This is a genomic window from Anabaena sp. TISTR 8404 (assembly GCF_056847745.1).
This window is the reverse complement of record NZ_CP180578.1, coordinates 2,375,461-2,393,206: the sequence shown is the minus strand read 5'-3', so window position 1 is coordinate 2,393,206 and position 17,746 is coordinate 2,375,461. Positions and strand designations below refer to the sequence as shown.

Sequence of the window (17,746 nt, the reverse complement as noted above, 5' to 3'; positions counted from 1 at the left end):
GCGTGATTTCTCTGAATTGAATTACCGATCGCACCTTTATTTCATAATCAACAGCGATCGCAGAGTTTGAAGGCTTAATATTCTAGCTTTAAGGCTTAATGTTCTAGCTTTAAGGGTTCATGTTGTAACCTTAAGGCTTAATGTTCTAGCTTTAAGGGTTCATGTTGTAACCTTAAGGCTTAATGTTCTAGCTTTAAGGGTTCATGTTGTAACTTTAAGGCTTAATGTTCTAGCTTTAAGGGTTTATGTTGTAACCTTAAGGCTTAATGTTATAACATTGATGACCAAAGTTTGTTGGTGAGTTGACTATAACAGGCTTAGTATTTCAGCGATTATTTTCATGGCTCGCCCAAAACGCAACTTACAATCAGGTTTCTCCTACCACACGCCCTAGCGGGAATTCAAATGCGTACAGTGATCGTTCCTAGGTTGGAAGTCAAAATTTAGTGGTTGACCATATCTGTAATATTATTCAATAATTCAGATATAATAGTGAGTTTGTCTATTGCACTCATTTTTTAGTATATGTCCAAAACTTACACCGTAGAACTGCTTCACCAAGGTAAAATTCTTACTCTGCAAGTTCCTGAAGATGAAACTATTTTATCAGTAGCTGAAACTGCTGGTTTCGAGTTGCCTGCTTCTTGTCATGCAGGGGTGTGTACGACTTGCGCCGCCCAAATTACCTCAGGAACTGTAGACCAAACTGATGGTATGGGTGTTAGCCCAGAATTGCAAAAACAAGGTTACGCATTACTTTGCGTCTCCTATCCCCGTTCTGACTTGAAAATTGAAACTGAAAAAGAAGACATCGTTTATCAGTTGCAATTTGGGAAAGACCAATAAAGTGTGAAGTATGAAGTATGAAGTCTGAAAGATAGAATTTTATACTTCATTCGGCTATTCTAAAACAAATTAATTAACAGGATGGACGGCAGTGACTACTCATTTTATTACCGCAGAAATTGACATTCAAGAAACTCCTACCGAGTTGCAAACAGCAATTGAGGCTGAATTGAAAAAACAAGGTGAACCATTGCGTTGGGCTATTACATCTGTAGATGAAGAACAGCAAAAAGTTGCTGTGGAAGCAGTTATTACTAAGAGTGCTGAGTGCTAAGTGCTGAGTGCTGAGTGGTGGTAAAAGATTGTATTACTTAGTAAAGTCTCAGACTTGTAATTTCACGTGAGTTAAATGAAGATAAAAACCCCTCTCCAAACCTCTCCCCCACAGGGAGAGAGGCTTTGAAACTCTATTTTTTTGTAGAAAAACAGTAGTATTTTTGCCCCTCTCCTCGTCGGAGAGGGGTTGGGGAGAGGTTCATCAAACTCCAGTTAATATACACATCTACTCACTCAGCACTTGCAATGCAACGTCCTTATACCGCTATTCTGATTGTACCTACTGGCGTTGGGGCGGCAATTGGGGGATATGCAGGAGATGCTATACCAGTTGCCCGAACTTTAGCACAAGTTTGCGATCGCCTGATCACTCACCCCAACGTCCTCAACGGCGCAAGTTTATATTGGAACATCCCCAACGCTTTTTATGTGGAAGGTTACGGGCTTGATAAATTTGCCTCTGGATGTTGGGGTTTACGACCAGTCCGCAATAATAAGATAGGTTTGCTTTTAGACCAAGGCATTGAACCAGATTTGCGCTTGCGACACCTACAAGCTGCCGATGCAGCAAGGGCAACTCTTGGATTAACCATCACAGATTATGTAATTACTGATGCTCCATTAAATGTAGAATTACGCACTTCAGCATCCGGGGCAAGTTGGGGAACCATTGGTAACCCCGATAGTTTACTGAGGGCAGCAGAGAGACTGATAAAGAAAACCGGGGCAGAAGCGATCGCAGTTGTTGCCCGTTTCCCTGATGATATGGATGAAGAGGCTGTGCAGAACTATCGTCAAGGTAAAGGCGTAGACCCTCTAGCAGGCGCAGAAGCCGTAATTAGTCATTTACTAGTCAGAAACTTGCAAATTCCTTGCGCCCATTCACCAGCACTCGCCAGCGCACCTCCCTATCCTGATTTATCTCCTCGTTCCGCGGCCGAAGAATTAGGTTATACTTTTTTACCAAGCGTACTTGTAGGCTTAAGTCGCGCCCCACAATTTATTGTCGAGAAACAATTATTTACATCTCGCCAAGAAGATATTTGGGCAGATCAAATAGATGCTGCGATCGTACCTGCAAACGCTTGTGGCAGTAGTGCTTTGCTGAGTTTAAGCGAACAGCAATGCCAAATAATTACCGTCAAAGATAATAAAACTCAAATACAAGTTCCTGCCCAACCTTTAGGAATCAAATCCATACAGGTAAACTCGTATTTAGAAGCAGTTGGTGTAGTGGTAGCCCTCAAAGCTGGTATCAATCCTAATGCTTTGGTCAATAGTCAATAGTCAATAGTCAATAGGTAGGAGGCAAAAGGTTAAAGGCTAAAAAATCAAATTTCATACTTCATACTTCATACTTCACACTTCACACTTCATACTTCATACTTTCCCGTGGTAGAACAACAAAAACAAGACCCTGAAATTCCATACCTAACGCGCTTCCAAGTGCTGGTAGCAATGGCGGTGACTGCAATTCTGTTGTGGACAGTCGCCAAAGTGTGGTTACGCTTTGGTAATGTTTTCCTATTCAAGTGGGAATGGAACGAAATAGATTTCCTTTGGGGGCTAGGTGTAGGAGTGATCATCACCGCCTTGAGTGGTTTAGCTTATCGATTGTGGCCGCTTTATCGCCAAAGCGCAGATTATTATTTAGAACTGGTATTAAGACCTTTAGCTTGGCCTGATTTAATTTGGCTGGGTTTACTACCAGGGTTAAGTGAAGAATTATTATTTCGAGGTGTAATGCTGCCAGCTTTAGGCTTAGACCATGTAGCAGTGATTGTATCTAGCCTTTGCTTTGGAGTTTTACACCTCAGTGGTTCGCAACAATGGCCTTACGTGATGTGGGCAACTGTTATTGGGTTAATTTTGGGATACAGCGCATTGCTGAGTGGAAACTTGTTAGTGCCAATTGTTGCTCATATTATGACAAATTGGGTTTCTAGTTATTTCTGGAAAATGCAGCAACGTTAAATCTTTTATTGAACAACCCCTCTCCAAACTTCTCCCCGCGACGGGGAGAGGCTTTGAATGTTCCCCCTTCCCTCGTAGGGAAGGGGGTTAGGGGGTTAGGTTCCAAGTTCACTTTTCAACATAACGTGAAAAGTCATTATTCTAGGAAGGTATAAGTTTGGTTTGGAGTTGATGAGCAGCGATCGCGATCGCCTGTGGTAGAATTTGATGTTCCTGAATTTGAATTCTGGCGTGGAGTGTTTCTGATGTATCGTCTGGTAACACTGGCACAGCTGCTTGAATTAATATCGGGCCGCTGTCCACTTCTAAACAAACTAAATGCACAGTACAGCCAGTAATTGTTACCTTAGCTTGCAAAGCTTGTTCCACAGCATGAAGACCTTTAAAACTCGGTAACAAACTGGGATGAATATTAATAATTCTGTTAGGAAAAGCATCAATTAACACTGATGTTACTAGCCGCATCCAACCAGCTAAAATTACCAAATCTACATCATGCTGGCGCAAAGTCTGGACAATTTGCCTATCTAAAGCTTCCCGGTTTTTGTATTCGCGGTGATTTAATAAAACAGTTTCAATACCGCGATTTGCGGCTCGTGTTGCTGCTTTCGCACCTGGATTATTGTAAATTAGAACAGGAATTTGGGCATTTAGTTGACCATTTTCAATAGCTTGGGCAACTGCTTCAAAATTGCTGCCATTCCCAGAAGCCATAATTCCTAGTTTGATAGGAGTATCAGTAAATGATAGGCGATCGCTAATATGGGGAGAAACCAAGCTAAAAGTAGAATCAGGGCAAAGGGTCATAACAGCAACAAGGGAAAATTAATAGATGCCAAAAATATATACTAATAAATCGTGGCTAGATAATGATACATTTGCCGCCTGGACTTTTCTCACACCCGCATTAATTTTATTAGGTCTGTTTGTAATTTGGCCGATCGCCTATTTGTTTTACCTCAGTTTCACGGCTGGTAGTTTTACATCCACAGGTACTTATTGGGTAGGGTTCAAAAACTACTGGCGCTTGCTACTTAACCCCGATTTTTGGCAAGTTCTTGGTAATACAATTTATTTTACCCTTGCTACTGTCATCCCCAGTTTAATTATTCCTTTAGGGTTAGCAGTATTATTAAATCGTTCCCTAGCGTTGCGGGGAATTTTAAGAAGTGCTTATTTTTTACCGTCAATCATTTCTCTTGTAGCTGCTGGTTTAGGATTTCGCTGGCTATTTCAAACTGCTGGCCCTGTAAACGCATTTTTGAATATATTTGGTATTGCGCCAATTCCTTGGTTAGGAGATACATTTTGGGCAATGCCTGTTTTAATTATCTTAAGTATTTGGAAACAATTGGGTTTTAATATGGTTGTCTTTTTAGCAGGGTTGCAAGCAATTCCTCCCAGCCGCTATGAAGCAGCCGAATTAGATGGTGCGAATGCTTGGCAACAATTTTGGTATGTAACCTTGCCTGGACTACGCCCGACTTTAGTTTTTGCTACAGTTACCACAGCAATTTTTACATTGCGGAGTTTTGAACAAGTTTACGTGATGACTGGTGGCGGCCCGTTGAATTCTACTAATTTGTTGGTTTACTACATTTATCAAGAAGCTTTTGGTCAATTTGATTTCGGTTATGCTGCTGCTGCTGCCACAGTTTTGTTAGCTGTAACTTTAGTTTTAGTGTATTTGCAATTACGAACTTGGGGCGAAGAATAATTAATTTGATTAGAGAATAACAAGATATCTAACTTCTAAAATAAGTCGGGTATCTGTACCTAAATATTATTAATATTTCCTGACTTATGTCAGCAATTTTTGTTATGCAAGCTACATTTATAGCTTATTTTTCGTGAATTCTCCAAATATTATTAATTTCTCATTCAGCGAATTTGCTTTATTAGTGTAATCTCTATATACAGTGATACTACTTGGAAAAGAGAATACAAAATATGGATTGTGAGAATTCAGACACAAATAGTAATTCCCAATCCAAAATGGTATGACTCTCACAATTGAGCCTTGCAATTATTGATACTCTGAGGTGAGTACTATGAGAAATTTTGCTGACTTGCAGGAATTAATCTCTAGCCAAATTCACGAAAAATGTAATCAGCAGCAGGATTTCAGTAGATGCGATTTGCGAGGAATTGAGTTAAAAGAACTTGATTTAAGTAATGCTAACTTTCGGGGATCAGATTTACGCTATGCTAATTTATCTGGTTGTATTTTGACTGGCGCAGACTTAAGTGAGGCAAATTTAACCCAAGTAAATTTAAGCAATGCTGATTTAAGTTATGCCAATTTGTGTGGGTCTTGCTTGTGGCGATCGCAATGTAGTAATAGTAACTTTTGGGGTGCTTCTTTATGCGGTGCAGATTTCACAGAAGCCGACTTGAGTAATGCCAAATTGATTGAAGCTTCGTTAATAGAAGCTAAATTAGTCAAAGCTAATTTAACAGAAGCCAGCCTATGCGGCGCAATATTACTAGAAGCTAATTTAACAGAAGCAAACTTAAATGGCGCAGATTTAACTTGGACTAATTTAACTAATGCAAATTTATTAAATGCAAACCTTTGGGAAACAAAAATAATTTATAGTAAACTCCGGCATACCATTATGCCTGAAGGTACAATTTATAAACCTGAGATCATTATTAGTTATTAAACAACAATATTCCCGACTTCTTTGAGAAGTCGGGGATCTAAAGCTTCATATATTAAAGTAATTTATTAAATATCTAATACCAATTTAGAACTTCCAGGTTGAGAAATACAAATCAATACCGAACCTTTATCAGTTGTTGCACTTGGTTCTTCTTGATAAGCAACTTCACCTTCGCGGATTTTACACATACAAGTACCGCAAACCCCTACACGACAACTAAAAGGTGGATTAATATCATTAGCTTCGGCAAATTCTAAAATAGTGCCATCACTAGGTTGCCATGTTAAAGTTTTGCCAGATTTGGCAAAGACAATTTCTGCAAATTCCTCACCTGGAGTTGTAGTCTGAGTTTGTTTGTCAGTCTCAGTTTTCATCGGTTTCCCGAAGGATTCAAAGAAGACTCTACTATTAGGTACTCCCGATGCTTTCAGTCCTTCGGTAATAGACTGAATAAATGGTGGTGAACCACATAGAAAATATTCAGCTTCTTGTTGGCATAATTCTTGAATTAACGCCGCATCAACATACCCAAAACTGTGATATTTACCTGCATCTTCTGGTCGAGGACGACTGTAGCAAATATGTACATTTAAATTAAGATTTTGTTGGGCAATTTCCATGATTTCATCTTGAAAAGCATGGAATTGACCATCTCTCGCCCCATGTACAAACCAAACATGACGCTGAGGATTCAGCCGAGTACAAGCTTTCGCCATACTAATCATCGGCGTAATTCCTACACCATTGCTAATCAAGACTGCGGGGGTATATTTCTGTACATCCAGCACAAATTTACCGTTTGGTGGTTTGGCTGGAATTACAGCACCTTCATGAATGCGATCGTGCATAAAATTAGATGCTATACCAGGCATAACATCTAATCCATTTGGTGCAGGTTCTCGCTTAATTGAGAGACGATAATATTCGCCAGTTTCTGGATAATCAGAAAGAGAGTAAGTCCGAATTACAGACTTATTTTGTCCTGGAATATCTAGTTTGATAGTTAAAAATTGTCCTGGTTGAAAGTTGGGAATTTTACCTTTATCTTCAGGTTGCAAATAGAACGATGTAATTTCTTCGCTTTCTTTTACCTTCCGCACAACCACAAAATTTCGCCAGTCTTGCCAAACATTGCTGTCTGTTTCTTTGAGGTCTGGAGTAGATTGATTTTCACTTGTTTTACTGGTATAAACTAAGCCGAAGACTGCACCAGCAGCTGCACCAAATAGTGAGGAATAAACACCAAATTGATGGGCAGATTTATCTTTAGGATTGGCAAACCCAATTACAATAGCAGTAGACAAAGTTACTACTGAACCAACGGTAGCTGCTGCGGCAACACTTCTGACGAATGGATGGTTAATTCTTCCCAGACTTTCCAGCATTGTTATTTCCTACCTCAGACTTTTTAAGTGATGTTGGTATATACCTGCGAAGATTCTAATTTCAGTCGTTTTACCGAAAGATTATCTGCATCCTACCGTTCGTTTTTATTCCTGTTGAGTCTCTTTAGATTTACTTTAGAAAGCGCCTCCGAATTAATTAAGAATTACAAACAGCCAGTGATTTTGACTAATATTTAAAATTCCCGCTTTGAGAAAACAAAACTTGCGATCGCCAATAGCATGATGCTGTAAAGTATTCCATAACCTGCATTTGTGATTAACACAGTTGCATTCGGTAAAGCTTGCATTCCATAAACGGCATCATTTTTGAAATCTAAACGGGATAAATCGGGCAAAATTAGATATAAACCTTGAGTGATACGTTCCATCACTGGATTTTCACTCAAACGACCCAATTTAACTAAATCTTGAGTAATATTACCCATTAAGTACACGGCAAACGTTAACGTTATCGCCAACAAAGAATTCGTAAACACCCCCAAAGTAATAGCCACAGCATTAATTAGAGATAACTGTAAAAACAGAAAAACTACGGCGATTAAAATGCTGAGTGTAGGATGAGGAATATTCTCTAGTTGTAAAAAGACTAGATAAATAGCAGTCATTGTGGATATCAAGACAGCCAATACTGCTGACAAACCCAAGAATTTGCCAGTAATAATTTCACTGCGGCTAACAGGTTTAGCAATTAACACCAAAATAGTGCGCTTATCAATTTCTTTTTTAACCAGTCCAGTACCGATAAATACAGCGACAATTAAGGTAATGGTACTCATGGCTACAATGCCAAAGTCTAACAACATTTTGGTTTCATTAGTAGCCGCAAATTCCGGGAGTACTCGCCACGCGATCGCCAGCACTAAAGTATAAAATCCAATCACATATAAAATGCGATCGCGTACCACTTCCTGAAATACATTTTTCGCAATTACAAAAGTTCTCATTGGTTAATAGTCAATAGTCAATGGTCAATGGTCATTGGTCAATAGTCAATGGTCAATGGTCAATAGTCATTGGTTAATAAGAGAACAGGGAATAGGGAACAGGGAATAGAAAGAAACAACCTGTTGCCTGTTAAGTTTTCCTCCTGATGACATATCACTGTTGCCAGTTGCCTCTTCCCTGTTTCCTCTCTCGAAGAGAGTTGGCTAAAAGATAAAATTACCCTACAAGAAGCCACCCAAAAGGTATCTACACACTTCATACTTCATACTTCACACTTCACACTTCCTACTGTTGTGCTGGAGGGGAACCAGCAATAAACTTACTAACGCGATCGCATTCTATTTCTCCGACTGCGATTTTATCCTCTGGGTTTTTGGTTGTGATGGCTTTTTTCGTAGAACTTGCTACTGGGTCAATCCGACAAGATTTTTTCAGGTAATATCCTTTTCGGCTGGAACTTGGACCTCGCCAAATACTGAGTAAATCTAATATATATCCACCAGATTTAGTATTAACTACTCGTGGTTCAACACGCCATAGTGCTTTTTCTTCCAATGTTCCCAGGTGTTTTTCTATAACTCTGTTCCCTAAATTTCCTACTTGTAATTTGGCATCTAGTAGCCATCTTTCTACTTGTGACCAAGGTCGTTCATCTATTTGTTGTTCTACGAGTGGTTGCAGTTTATCTAAAATTAAAACACCATTTTTTGGAACTTTTTCAATAAAATCAGTTCTTCTGACAAAGGTGCTGCGTTGAAAGTTATCTGCTAATAAGCTGGGATATTCTTTTAACCATTTATCCATGACAAAGTAAAATTGTAGCCAGCAACTCAGAATCATACAACTTGCCACTAAAACGATGATTCTTTGCCTAACTTCTGGTTTGGGAATTTGCGCTTTTGAGTCGGTATCTGTGCCTTCAATAAATTCAGGAATGGCTGTAATTAAAGCTGATATAGTTGGCCAGAGTACGATGGTTCTGGGTGTAATTACATCCTGTTGATTGCCAAAGGCAAAAACACTCACCAAAAACCCTGTAATTACTGCACCTACTGGCATAAAGGTGCCAGGAACTCTCAGCGGATCATCAGTGGTATACCAAGCTGTACCAGCAATTAAAAATAACCACCCGCAAAAGGCAATTATATCTCTGACATATCCTATAGCAAAATATGATAATATCCCAGAAAATACACTTAAATAAATTAGTGTTTGCCAAGCATAAGCTTTGGATGGTACTAATATTTTTCTAACTCTGGCATAGATATCTTCAGTAAATTTAAATATGCCAAATAAGTCTTTAAATAAAACGTTCATTTTTGACCTCCAAGTAATGTAAATAACAAAATTTATCTATTACGAATCAATAAAACAATCGTAATAGCGGTATAACTGAAAGAATTCGCTATTAATGTAGTGGTAACTAAGTTAGTTGTTTGCAATTTGATATTCGGTGAAGTGCGACGTAACTGCCTCCTTTGAGATGTTTCAGTGATGTCTGGCTTTTTCCAACCATCTTCACTTAAGGTAAATACGAAAAGCTGTAACAGTAAAAATTTCATTAAAAAAGTTGTAAAGAAAATAATAAAAGTAGTTAAAATCAAAGTTGCTTGGGTATTGGCATATCTAAAGTTATTAAAGAATACATAATTAATTAATTCCGATTTAATTTCTGGTGGCAAAATTGGTTCTAAGAAAAAAAAGATGATCCAACCAAGAGTTCCAGAAAAAAGATTGGTAGCTATGGCATAAAAAATACTAGTTTTCTTGTCAAACTTTAGCCGACGATTGAAAACATAAGCTTCAATAGGTATAGCAATTAAAAAAAATAAAAGGTTAAACAACATCACGCCAATGGGCAAAAGTCGAGGCAGGGTAAAATCATCTAGCATAGAAAGTCAATGGTAAGGTTTAAAGTGAAAGGGTAAAGTCGGGATAATCAGGCTGATGGCGGCAATTATCTCATTGCGATCGCTGTTTACCATCTTGGTGTGCCAGTATACCCCTATTTACCCTGTTAATATATCCTGCAAACTCTTGTATGGAAGCATCCAAAAGAGATTTTTTCATCAGATACCGAATTGAAATAGGTAAAATTGTTTGCGAACTCTAGAACTGTCGGATAGTCAGGATTTTTAATCCAAAATCTAAAATCCAAAATCCAAAATTGCTATGGTAGTGCAAGACGTTAGGTAAGATTAGAGACTGCCACGTTACAGGTTTTCGAGAGATGACAAGGAACGGGATTGGTATACGCACGGCGCAAGCGCGTTCTGAACGGCTTACAGGTCAAATTCACGTCTATGACGGTTTGGGTAAGGGTAAATCTCAAGCAGCGTTAGGGGTGGTTTTGCGTTCGATTGGCTTGGGAATCAACACATCAAGTCATTCCAACCGCGTCTTGCTGCTGCGGTTTTTAAAAGGGCCAGAACGCGACTATGATGAAGATGGCGCGATCGCAGCTTTACAGCGTGGTTTTCCTCATTTAATTGATCAGGTACGGACTGGGAGAGCGGAATTTTTTAGTGCAGAAGAAATTATTCCCTACGACCGACAAGAAGCGGCGCGGGGTTGGGATGTGGCTAAAGGTGCGATCGCTTCTGGTTTGTATTCGGTAGTAGTATTAGATGAACTCAACCCCGTCCTAGACTTGGGTTTGCTACCAGTAGATGAAGTGGTGCGGACATTAAAAGCCAAACCCCAAGAATTAGAAATTATCGCCACCGGACGCGGCGCACCAGAAAAGTTACTGGAAATTGCGGATTTACACTCGGAAATGAAACCGCAACATCACCCCACTGCCCAACAATTATTAATTGAGGGCATTGAAATTTATACTGGTGCAGGTAAAGGTAAATCTACCAGCGCCTTGGGTAAAGCTTTACAAGCCATTGGTAGAGGGATTAACCATCCTGGTTCTACCCGCGTGTTGATTATGCAATGGCTCAAAGGTGGTAGCGGTTATACAGAAGATGCAGCGATCGCAGCTTTGCAACAATCTTACCCGGAAGTGGTAGATCATCAACGTTGTGGTCGAGATGCTATTGTTTGGCGCAATTCCCGACAAGAATTAGATTATGTGGAAGCTGAACGCGGTTGGGAAATTGCCAAAACTGCGATCGCATCTGGATTGTATAAAACCATCATCTTAGATGAACTTAACCCCACAGTAGATTTAGAACTCCTCCCAGTAGAACCGATAGTTCAAGCCTTACTTCGCAAACCCCGTGATACAGAAATTATTATTACTGGACGTTGCCAACAGCAACCAGCTTACTTTGATTTAGCGAGTATCCACTCTGAGGTATACTGCCACAAACACTATGCTAATCACGGCGTAGAACTGAAACGGGGAGTTGATTTTTAGATGGATAATACTAATGTGCTGGATTGGGTAACAGGCGGATTGGCGATCGCTATTTTGGTTGGTGGTATGTTGATGATGTTCACAACCATACTGACCACCAAGAAGAAATGATTACCTTATACACTTCACCGCCTTTATGGGGGCTACCCAGCTTGAGCATCGGCTTGTATGAAGCTCAAAACTTGGTTGCGTATGGACAAGTTGGACTATAAAACTGATACAGCAGTCAACTTAGCAATAGCCCCCAAAGGCAAAATTCCGTTTATTGACTACCAAGGAAAGCTCATAGGTGATTCTACCTTAATCATTAAAATGTTTAAGTCTGAAGTTGGAATCGATTTAGATGCAGGCTTAACACCGCTGGAAAAAGCCATTTCCTTGGCTTTTCGGCGGATGATTAAAGAAAACATCTACTGGGGAGAAGCTTACATCCGTTACCAAGTCCCAGAAAATTGGCGAATTTATCGAAAAGCTTTAATTAGTGCGTTGAGTGATGCTGCTCCAGTCGAAGCATGTGAACAAATTGTTGAGTAAGTTGATAAAATTGCTTGCACTCAACTGTCAGCATTATGACCGTATGAATCAACTATTTTTCAGCGATTTGGAGTTGGGGAAATAATTTTTTGTTTCGCGCAAAGGTGTAAAGAAGAATTTTAAGTTATTGATTAGCGTGCGATCGCTATTTAAGCAACCCACATAATGCTATTTCTTAATTTAAAAGTAAAAACTAGACACAGTAAGACTTTCGAGAGCCTTTAACGCTCAACTTCCTTGCGAAGAAGAGGCTAAGAGCGATCGCAAAAGCAGAGCCTTCTATGCCGCAAGCTTGAACAGATTGACGAACGAATTGGGGTAATGTGAAGATAGCTGTGACCAGGGGCAAACTAGATAGTTTAGTTTATATAAATAGGAGTGGATATAGCTGAAACGAGTATTGCAAAGTATTGTATAAGCGTTGCATAATAAGCGTTTCAGGATTTGATGAGCTTCTTGAGATAGCAATCAGCTATGCTGCTCTGTGGGTGATCGCAACCATCGTACTTAAAGTTCCGCTTTTAATTGAAGTCGGAACTTTAGAGCAAAATAGATGCACCACTTGGTACTTTTTAGGCATCAAATGGGTCTTGTCCACTTTTGGTGATCTAGGTTGAGGGAAGGCAGAGGGCAGAGGGCAGAAGGCAGAAGGTAGAAGGAGTCAGAAGGAAATTATAGATTCAAACTTTGAGTTTATTTAAACTGGCAACTAATATACTTTGCATTTCCTCAACTTCATTTAATAGGGGAATAAAAAGATTTTTCTCTGCCAAATCTACTTCTTTAGCAATGATTAATTGTGTATCGAGTTCTCTTAAAGAGCCTAAAGCAATATGCAAAAACTGTACGTATTCTTGCTTTGAGCGTCTACCATAGCCTTCTGCTATATTGGATGCTACAGATACAGAAGAACGTCGGATTTGACTAGTTAGACCATACAATTCTGACTGAGGAAATAGGCGGGTAAATTTATAACAATTGATAGCAAGTTGAACCGCCCTTTGCCAGATAAACTGATTTCTATAACTCATATAATCAAGTGTAAAATGTCAAATTTTTGTCCTCAAATAGCCAACAAAAACCGTCGCTCCAGTAAATCTATTTTGGCGCGACCATACATCTGCCGCTTTAACATTTTCAGTCGATTAATATGTCCTTCAACAGGGCCATTACTAACTGACATAGTTACACCTGCTTTGACAGCATCGTAGTCAGACTCTAAACTAACAGCAAAGGAGCGCAACAAAGAAACAGAGCTGTTTTTAGCTGTGTTTAACCAAGCATCGAGTTGCTCAGGTAGACGTTGACGTACAAGAGATGCAAACTGTTGAGCTAGTTCAATAACTGACTTCAAATCAGAATGGGCTGTTTGTAGTTGAGCGATGATTTCACGCTCATTAGGCTGTATAAATTCTGGTCGTCGCAAGACTAAAGCTGTGACGCGACTGGGGGTGAGAGGATGATGGGAGGAAGAACTCACCCTGGGGAACGCGTTTTTCTTTGAACACTTTGCTGGCTTAAATCCGCGCAAGGTCTTGAGATAACGAGTGAAGCGAGCGACCGTAGCATAACCACCGATATAGCCGCAGGTGCGAATTTCTTCAAACAGTTCTTGGGTGTTGTGGTTCCCGCTATTCCAGCGACTGAGGAGGTAATCATGATAAGGGTTGAGAAGACTCAGACCGTGGTCGCTACGTTCACGACGTTCGGTAAAAGTTGAGCTACGCAAGTAATTGAATACGGTAGTTTTAGAAACTCCCAGCTCTTGAGCGATTGCTAGTCCTGAGAGGCCAATAGACCGCAGTCTCCAAACTTGCTCATGGAGTTCCCTCCGTCTATCCCGTGCTTTGGCGGATTGAACTTTTCTTTTTAAAGATGTGTTTTGGGGAAACCTTGGCACAACTGGACTGTTATTAGTCTCAGCAATCATGGAAAGGTTATCGGGGAAAGGCACAGAGCAGACGGCAGACGGCAGAATATTGGTTTGAGGGTTTTCCTGTGCAGTCAATCCGTCTGTATTCTCTGCCAAACAGGGTTTAACATCCCCACACTCGTTTTGAATTTCAGTGGTCTGCAATTGGGTGGGGGATGTATCCTCATCCAATTCCCGAATGCCTTCAATTCGTGATGTTTCCACCTCTAAATGCACTTTAGTATCAGTACTAAATACTTGTTTTTCAATTTCTTTAAGTACTTTGTTATTCATACCAAAGACTTGATAGAGCGTTTGAGATAAGTTCTGCAATAAGTGAAAACGGTCTGCAACTTGAATAGCTTCTGGTGCGCCTTGACGAATACCACTTTCATAAGTTTTTGACCGATCTCGTGAGACGACTTTGACACCAGGGTGCGCTTTTAACCATTCTGTCAAGGTTTCAGCTTTTGCATCTTTTAGTAGAGCAATTGGTCGGCTGCGTTCTAGGTCAATTAGTGCTGTCCCGTAAGTTTTACATTTACGAAAGCAGAAGTCGTCTACTCCAAGAGTATGTGGCGTTACGATGGGTGGCAGTGGGATTGAGCGGACTAAATTTAACAGTGTGTTGCGCGAAACTTTTATCCCCCATTGCTGTAAGAGTCTTTCCCCTGCTGCACCACCATTAGCTAAACCAATCACACTCAGTCGTTGAGCTAAACGTAGAGTTTTTCTCGCCCAAGGTGCAGTTACATTGGTCAGCCTTTCTGTAAAAATGCGTCGTTTACACAAACTATTGATGCAAAAAAACTTCCTTACCCGTAACTGTAAGGTAATGCTGTAATCAGCCCAGGGTAAGTCTGCTAATAAGCGTTCATAGCGACTATGAATTTTTTGAGTTGGTTGGTTACAAAATGGGCAGTTAACTACTCTACTGATTGCGGAAACAATCAAATTTATCTGAGTTTTTATTTTGTCAAGTTGGCAATTCTCAAGTCTCAGATTGCTTGAATCTGGTAATAGGTGAGTTAGCACCGACATAGAACTTGCTGAGGCTTATACCTCAAATGTTTGAAGGAATGAAGTTTGAAGTATCTCGATTATATCTTTCTGACTTCTGCCTTCTGCCTTCTGCCCTCTGCCTTCCCTCAACCTAGATCACCAAAATCTGCCAAGAACCCATCAAATTGTCATTTCTTTAGGTAAAGTTCCGACTCTCTAACAAAATTCGGTACTTTTTGGGAAGTTAATAAACTAAACTGTCTAGTTTGCTCCTGGTCGCAGCTACCTTCACACTACCCCATACCCCAGTTTGTCACTGTGCAACGGCGTTATCTTATATTTTTTTACCTTCAATTCTTGACGCATTGTTCACTAGAACCGCACAGGTAAAGCATCAAATCCCTTAAAAACTAGGGTACTACGACGGGGAAGGGCGGGTCTTATCGAATCAAACTGAAGATTTGGGAACCGCTTCAGCAAAGTAGAGAAGCAAATATTTAATTCCATCCGAGCCAAAACTGCACCTAGACAGAAATGGATACCAGGGCCAAACCCTAAATGTTCATTAGGCGATCGCTCAATATCAAAATTGTCTGCTAGAGTAAATTTTGCTGGGTCGTGATTAGCTGCTCCTAATCCCAAAGCAATCATACTACCTGCGGGAATTTTTTGACCACCAATTTCTATATCTTCTTTGGCAATGCGAAATACAAAGGACACCGAACTGTCATAGCGGATGATTTCTTCAATCGCTGATGAGATAAGGGCGGGATTATCCTTGAGTTTCCGTAGCTGTTCAGGATGATTGAGCAAAGCTGATACCCCATTGGGGATTAAATCAGTAGTAGTTGAACGGCCAGCATTGAGAATGAGAATGCACAGGGAAGGTAATTCTGCAAAATCCAGGTTTTGCTCTGTGTAAGCCATTGTCAGCAAGCTAATCATATCTGTTCCTGGTTTTTGACGGCGTTCAGCTACGAGTTGGTTAATGAAAGCCGTGAATTGAGCAGCACTAGTATCAGCTTTCCGCGCCAATTCTTCTATATTGTTACCAGATGGAGCGCCCCAGAAAGAACTGATATCCCTCGCCCACTGAATTAGGTTAGGGCGATCGCTTTCTGGTACACCAAAAATCTTGGCAATAATTAAGCTAGGTAACGGTACAGATAGGTCAGAGACAATATCCATATAACCCTGATGTTGCACTTGATCTAATAAGGTATCAGTCGTTTTTTGAATAATGCTCCGCCAGCTTTCTAAAGCACGGGTTGTAAAGCCTTGATTCGCTAGTTTTCGCATCCGCGAGTGATCGGGTGGATCTTTTTCAATCATCGAGTTATCCGTCAGTTGCAAAAAGTTTTGAATCAAACTGACATCTAGATTGCCCAATTGCTGAATAAACAAAGTCCGTCGGTTCGCACTAAGCCGTTCATCTCGTAAGGCAGCTTCTACATCTTGATACCGAGTTAAAATCCAGTAGCCCAAGGATGCTTCATAGTGAACTGGATCTTCTTCGCGGATACGTTTGTACAATGGATAGGGATTAGCAATTATTTCTGGTGCAAATAAGTCATAAGTTAGGGATTGATTGCGTTTTGCTAAACCACTTTGGTTGTCTTCTCGATTCAATCCTAAATGCTCTGGGGGAATTAATGGGGTACTAGGTGGATGCATAATTAGTAGGAGATTACGATGTTTGCGGAGTAGGATTTATTTATGCATTCTGAAGTTTTTCCATCCCCAAAAGTCTTTGCAACTAAACTAGGAATGGTTTTCTCCCGATTTAAGTTAGCGATACCCCAGTGTAAAAGTTTGATAAATGATTTACCTCTGTCGAGCAAAAGATATATGTGCTATACAATTTCTACTTATGGAATGATTTAGGCAGAACTTTTTTATAATAGCCTTGATGCGATGTGCGACTTATTGAGTAGCCGCCGAGGTATGTTCAAAATGGGACGCATTGTAAACAAACGCGTCTCTAAACAAGAAAACAATCGCGCATCTGGTAAACGCGATTCCGCCACTTTTTTGAGATTTGGACAACTCTACCAAAAGTAAAGTTGTATGTCATACCGGATTGATAGAAATATGTTCGCAGTCATTTGTTATTCTTCATTCAGCATGGATTTTATTTTGTCTATAAAATTTTAAATATCCAATGGCTTGAACATTACTTGAGATAATTGAACTAAGCTTTCTCTTTTGAATTCTTCTTCATTAATTGCTGTTATAAACAATATCGGAAGATTGTCAATTTTTAAATTTTCCTGAATATATTTAGCGAGTTCGTAGCCACTCATATCAGGCATCATTATATTCGATACTAATAAATCAGGTTGATTTTGTTGGATTTTTAAAATTGCCTCCCTTGCACTATTTGTAGTGTCAACTGCAAAGCCTTCTGGTTCTAGAGTAAATCTTAAAAGCTCAACCATATCTTCAATATCATCACAGATTAAAATCTTTTTCATAAAAAACTATAAAAAAGGGTATTAATTTCAATGCTAAAAATTAACATTGCCAATCAACCCCCATCAAAAGATATAGAGAAAGAATATTAAAAAAAAATCTACCTTAATTGACAAAAGCCACGACCGAGCAGCAGCATTGCGAAACAAAGGCAGCGATCGCAGTTTTCTTCCCCAGCCACCCCAGCCCCCCCAGCTTTGACCACGCAATAGAGATGCGACACATTAGCTTTCAAAAGTGTTGATATGGCTCGTTTTTGACAACTTATGTAAGAAATTAAAGGCTGAATTTTCTTACTCTTGGGCTTTTGGGAGCATTGTTACTATCAGCGGTAACGCACGATTGA

General features: G+C 39.9%; 17 protein-coding genes. 8 read left to right on the top strand and 9 right to left on the bottom strand.

What is annotated here, in order from left to right; all coding sequences use genetic code 11:
* Positions 1–525: 525 nt before the first annotated feature.
* The 4 genes from ACMX3D_RS10360 (at position 526) to ACMX3D_RS10345 (ending at position 3,096) form a co-directional block, all read left to right on the top strand.
* Positions 526–846 (top strand): 2Fe-2S iron-sulfur cluster-binding protein, encoded by a 321-nt coding sequence (locus ACMX3D_RS10360; RefSeq protein WP_482751339.1) that lies wholly within the window; start codon positions 526–528, stop codon positions 844–846.
* 91 nt (positions 847–937) lie between these two features.
* Entirely contained in the window at positions 938–1,120 is a 183-nt protein-coding gene (locus ACMX3D_RS10355) for a hypothetical protein (protein ID WP_482751338.1), read from the top strand.
* Between the two features lie 248 nt (positions 1,121–1,368).
* A complete protein-coding gene (locus tag ACMX3D_RS10350) occupies positions 1,369–2,409 on the top strand; it encodes a DUF3326 domain-containing protein (protein WP_482751337.1) in 1,041 nt (346 codons plus the stop codon).
* 105 nt (positions 2,410–2,514) lie between these two features.
* Positions 2,515–3,096 (top strand): CPBP family intramembrane glutamic endopeptidase, encoded by a 582-nt coding sequence (locus ACMX3D_RS10345; protein WP_482751336.1) that lies wholly within the window; start codon positions 2,515–2,517, stop codon positions 3,094–3,096.
* A gap of 141 nt (positions 3,097–3,237) precedes the next feature.
* On the opposite strand, the gene purN is transcribed toward ACMX3D_RS10345, so the two are convergent.
* Positions 3,238–3,903: a phosphoribosylglycinamide formyltransferase gene (gene purN / locus ACMX3D_RS10340; protein WP_482751335.1), complete on the bottom strand. Its 666-nt coding sequence runs from the start codon at positions 3,901–3,903 to the stop codon at positions 3,238–3,240.
* A 25-nt stretch (positions 3,904–3,928) separates the two neighbouring features.
* On the opposite strand from purN, the gene ACMX3D_RS10335 reads away from it, so the two are divergent.
* Positions 3,929–4,813 carry a carbohydrate ABC transporter permease gene (locus ACMX3D_RS10335; RefSeq protein ID WP_482751334.1) on the top strand — a complete coding sequence of 295 codons (885 nt, stop codon included), beginning with the start codon at positions 3,929–3,931 and terminating at the stop codon, positions 4,811–4,813.
* A gap of 334 nt (positions 4,814–5,147) precedes the next feature.
* Positions 5,148–5,762, top strand: coding sequence for a pentapeptide repeat-containing protein (locus tag ACMX3D_RS10330; protein ID WP_482751333.1), 615 nt, complete (start codon positions 5,148–5,150; stop codon positions 5,760–5,762).
* Between the two features lie 65 nt (positions 5,763–5,827).
* On the opposite strand, the gene ACMX3D_RS10325 is transcribed toward ACMX3D_RS10330, so the two are convergent.
* The 4 genes from ACMX3D_RS10325 to fraC all read right to left on the bottom strand — a co-directional run bounded on the left by ACMX3D_RS10325 (position 5,828) and on the right by fraC (position 10,005).
* On the bottom strand, positions 5,828–7,147 hold the full coding sequence (locus ACMX3D_RS10325) for a 2Fe-2S iron-sulfur cluster-binding protein (RefSeq protein ID WP_482751332.1): 1,320 nt from the start codon (positions 7,145–7,147) through the stop codon (positions 5,828–5,830).
* 194 nt (positions 7,148–7,341) lie between these two features.
* Positions 7,342–8,112, bottom strand: a complete 771-nt coding sequence (locus ACMX3D_RS10320; RefSeq protein WP_482751331.1) for an ABC transporter permease — start codon at positions 8,110–8,112, stop codon at positions 7,342–7,344.
* 286 nt (positions 8,113–8,398) lie between these two features.
* Complete coding sequence (gene fraD / locus ACMX3D_RS10315) at positions 8,399–9,430, bottom strand: septal junction protein FraD (protein ID WP_482751330.1); 1,032 nt, start codon at positions 9,428–9,430, stop codon at positions 8,399–8,401.
* A gap of 32 nt (positions 9,431–9,462) precedes the next feature.
* A complete protein-coding gene (gene fraC, locus ACMX3D_RS10310) occupies positions 9,463–10,005 on the bottom strand; it encodes a filament integrity protein FraC (protein ID WP_482751329.1) in 543 nt (180 codons plus the stop codon).
* A gap of 338 nt (positions 10,006–10,343) precedes the next feature.
* On the opposite strand from fraC, the gene ACMX3D_RS10305 reads away from it, so the two are divergent.
* Together ACMX3D_RS10305 and ACMX3D_RS10300 are read left to right on the top strand one after the other, a co-directional pair.
* Positions 10,344–11,480: a cob(I)yrinic acid a,c-diamide adenosyltransferase gene (locus tag ACMX3D_RS10305; protein ID WP_482751328.1), complete on the top strand. Its 1,137-nt coding sequence runs from the start codon at positions 10,344–10,346 to the stop codon at positions 11,478–11,480.
* A 168-nt stretch (positions 11,481–11,648) separates the two neighbouring features.
* Complete coding sequence (locus ACMX3D_RS10300; protein WP_482751327.1) at positions 11,649–12,014, top strand: Tom37 metaxin N-terminal-like domain-containing protein; 366 nt, start codon at positions 11,649–11,651, stop codon at positions 12,012–12,014.
* 680 nt (positions 12,015–12,694) lie between these two features.
* Here the strand turns inward: ACMX3D_RS10300 and ACMX3D_RS10295 are convergent.
* The 4 genes from ACMX3D_RS10295 to ACMX3D_RS10280 form a co-directional block, all read right to left on the bottom strand.
* A complete protein-coding gene (locus ACMX3D_RS10295; RefSeq protein WP_482751326.1) occupies positions 12,695–13,045 on the bottom strand; it encodes a four helix bundle protein in 351 nt (116 codons plus the stop codon).
* A gap of 32 nt (positions 13,046–13,077) precedes the next feature.
* Complete coding sequence (locus ACMX3D_RS10290; RefSeq protein WP_482751325.1) at positions 13,078–14,967, bottom strand: ISL3 family transposase; 1,890 nt, start codon at positions 14,965–14,967, stop codon at positions 13,078–13,080.
* A 333-nt stretch (positions 14,968–15,300) separates the two neighbouring features.
* Positions 15,301–16,602 carry a cytochrome P450 gene (locus tag ACMX3D_RS10285; protein ID WP_482751324.1) on the bottom strand — a complete coding sequence of 434 codons (1,302 nt, stop codon included), beginning with the start codon at positions 16,600–16,602 and terminating at the stop codon, positions 15,301–15,303.
* Positions 16,603–17,078: 476 nt separating this feature from the next.
* Positions 17,079–17,402 (bottom strand): response regulator, encoded by a 324-nt coding sequence (locus tag ACMX3D_RS10280; protein ID WP_482751323.1) that lies wholly within the window; start codon positions 17,400–17,402, stop codon positions 17,079–17,081.
* Between the last annotated feature and the right edge of the window lie 344 nt (positions 17,403–17,746).

What these genes read in the sequence shown, in the direction of transcription:
- ACMX3D_RS10335 (WP_482751334.1), top strand. Translation starts at nt 3,929, where the DNA reads ATGCCAAAAATATATACTAATAAATCGTGGCTAGATAATGATACATTT.
- ACMX3D_RS10300 (WP_482751327.1), top strand. Translation starts at nt 11,649, where the DNA reads ATGAAGCTCAAAACTTGGTTGCGTATGGACAAGTTGGACTATAAAACT.
- fraC (WP_482751329.1), bottom strand. Translation starts at nt 10,005, where the DNA reads ATGCTAGATGATTTTACCCTGCCTCGACTTTTGCCCATTGGCGTGATG.
- purN (WP_482751335.1), bottom strand. Translation starts at nt 3,903, where the DNA reads ATGACCCTTTGCCCTGATTCTACTTTTAGCTTGGTTTCTCCCCATATT.
- ACMX3D_RS10350 (WP_482751337.1), top strand. Translation starts at nt 1,369, where the DNA reads ATGCAACGTCCTTATACCGCTATTCTGATTGTACCTACTGGCGTTGGG.
- ACMX3D_RS10325 (WP_482751332.1), bottom strand. Translation starts at nt 7,147, where the DNA reads ATGCTGGAAAGTCTGGGAAGAATTAACCATCCATTCGTCAGAAGTGTT.
- ACMX3D_RS10320 (WP_482751331.1), bottom strand. Translation starts at nt 8,112, where the DNA reads ATGAGAACTTTTGTAATTGCGAAAAATGTATTTCAGGAAGTGGTACGC.
- ACMX3D_RS10280 (WP_482751323.1), bottom strand. Translation starts at nt 17,402, where the DNA reads ATGAAAAAGATTTTAATCTGTGATGATATTGAAGATATGGTTGAGCTT.
- ACMX3D_RS10330 (WP_482751333.1), top strand. Translation starts at nt 5,148, where the DNA reads ATGAGAAATTTTGCTGACTTGCAGGAATTAATCTCTAGCCAAATTCAC.
- ACMX3D_RS10360 (WP_482751339.1), top strand. Translation starts at nt 526, where the DNA reads ATGTCCAAAACTTACACCGTAGAACTGCTTCACCAAGGTAAAATTCTT.
- fraD (WP_482751330.1), bottom strand. Translation starts at nt 9,430, where the DNA reads ATGAACGTTTTATTTAAAGACTTATTTGGCATATTTAAATTTACTGAA.
- ACMX3D_RS10295 (WP_482751326.1), bottom strand. Translation starts at nt 13,045, where the DNA reads ATGAGTTATAGAAATCAGTTTATCTGGCAAAGGGCGGTTCAACTTGCT.
- ACMX3D_RS10305 (WP_482751328.1), top strand. Translation starts at nt 10,344, where the DNA reads ATGACAAGGAACGGGATTGGTATACGCACGGCGCAAGCGCGTTCTGAA.
- ACMX3D_RS10285 (WP_482751324.1), bottom strand. Translation starts at nt 16,602, where the DNA reads ATGCATCCACCTAGTACCCCATTAATTCCCCCAGAGCATTTAGGATTG.
- ACMX3D_RS10290 (WP_482751325.1), bottom strand. Translation starts at nt 14,967, where the DNA reads ATGTCGGTGCTAACTCACCTATTACCAGATTCAAGCAATCTGAGACTT.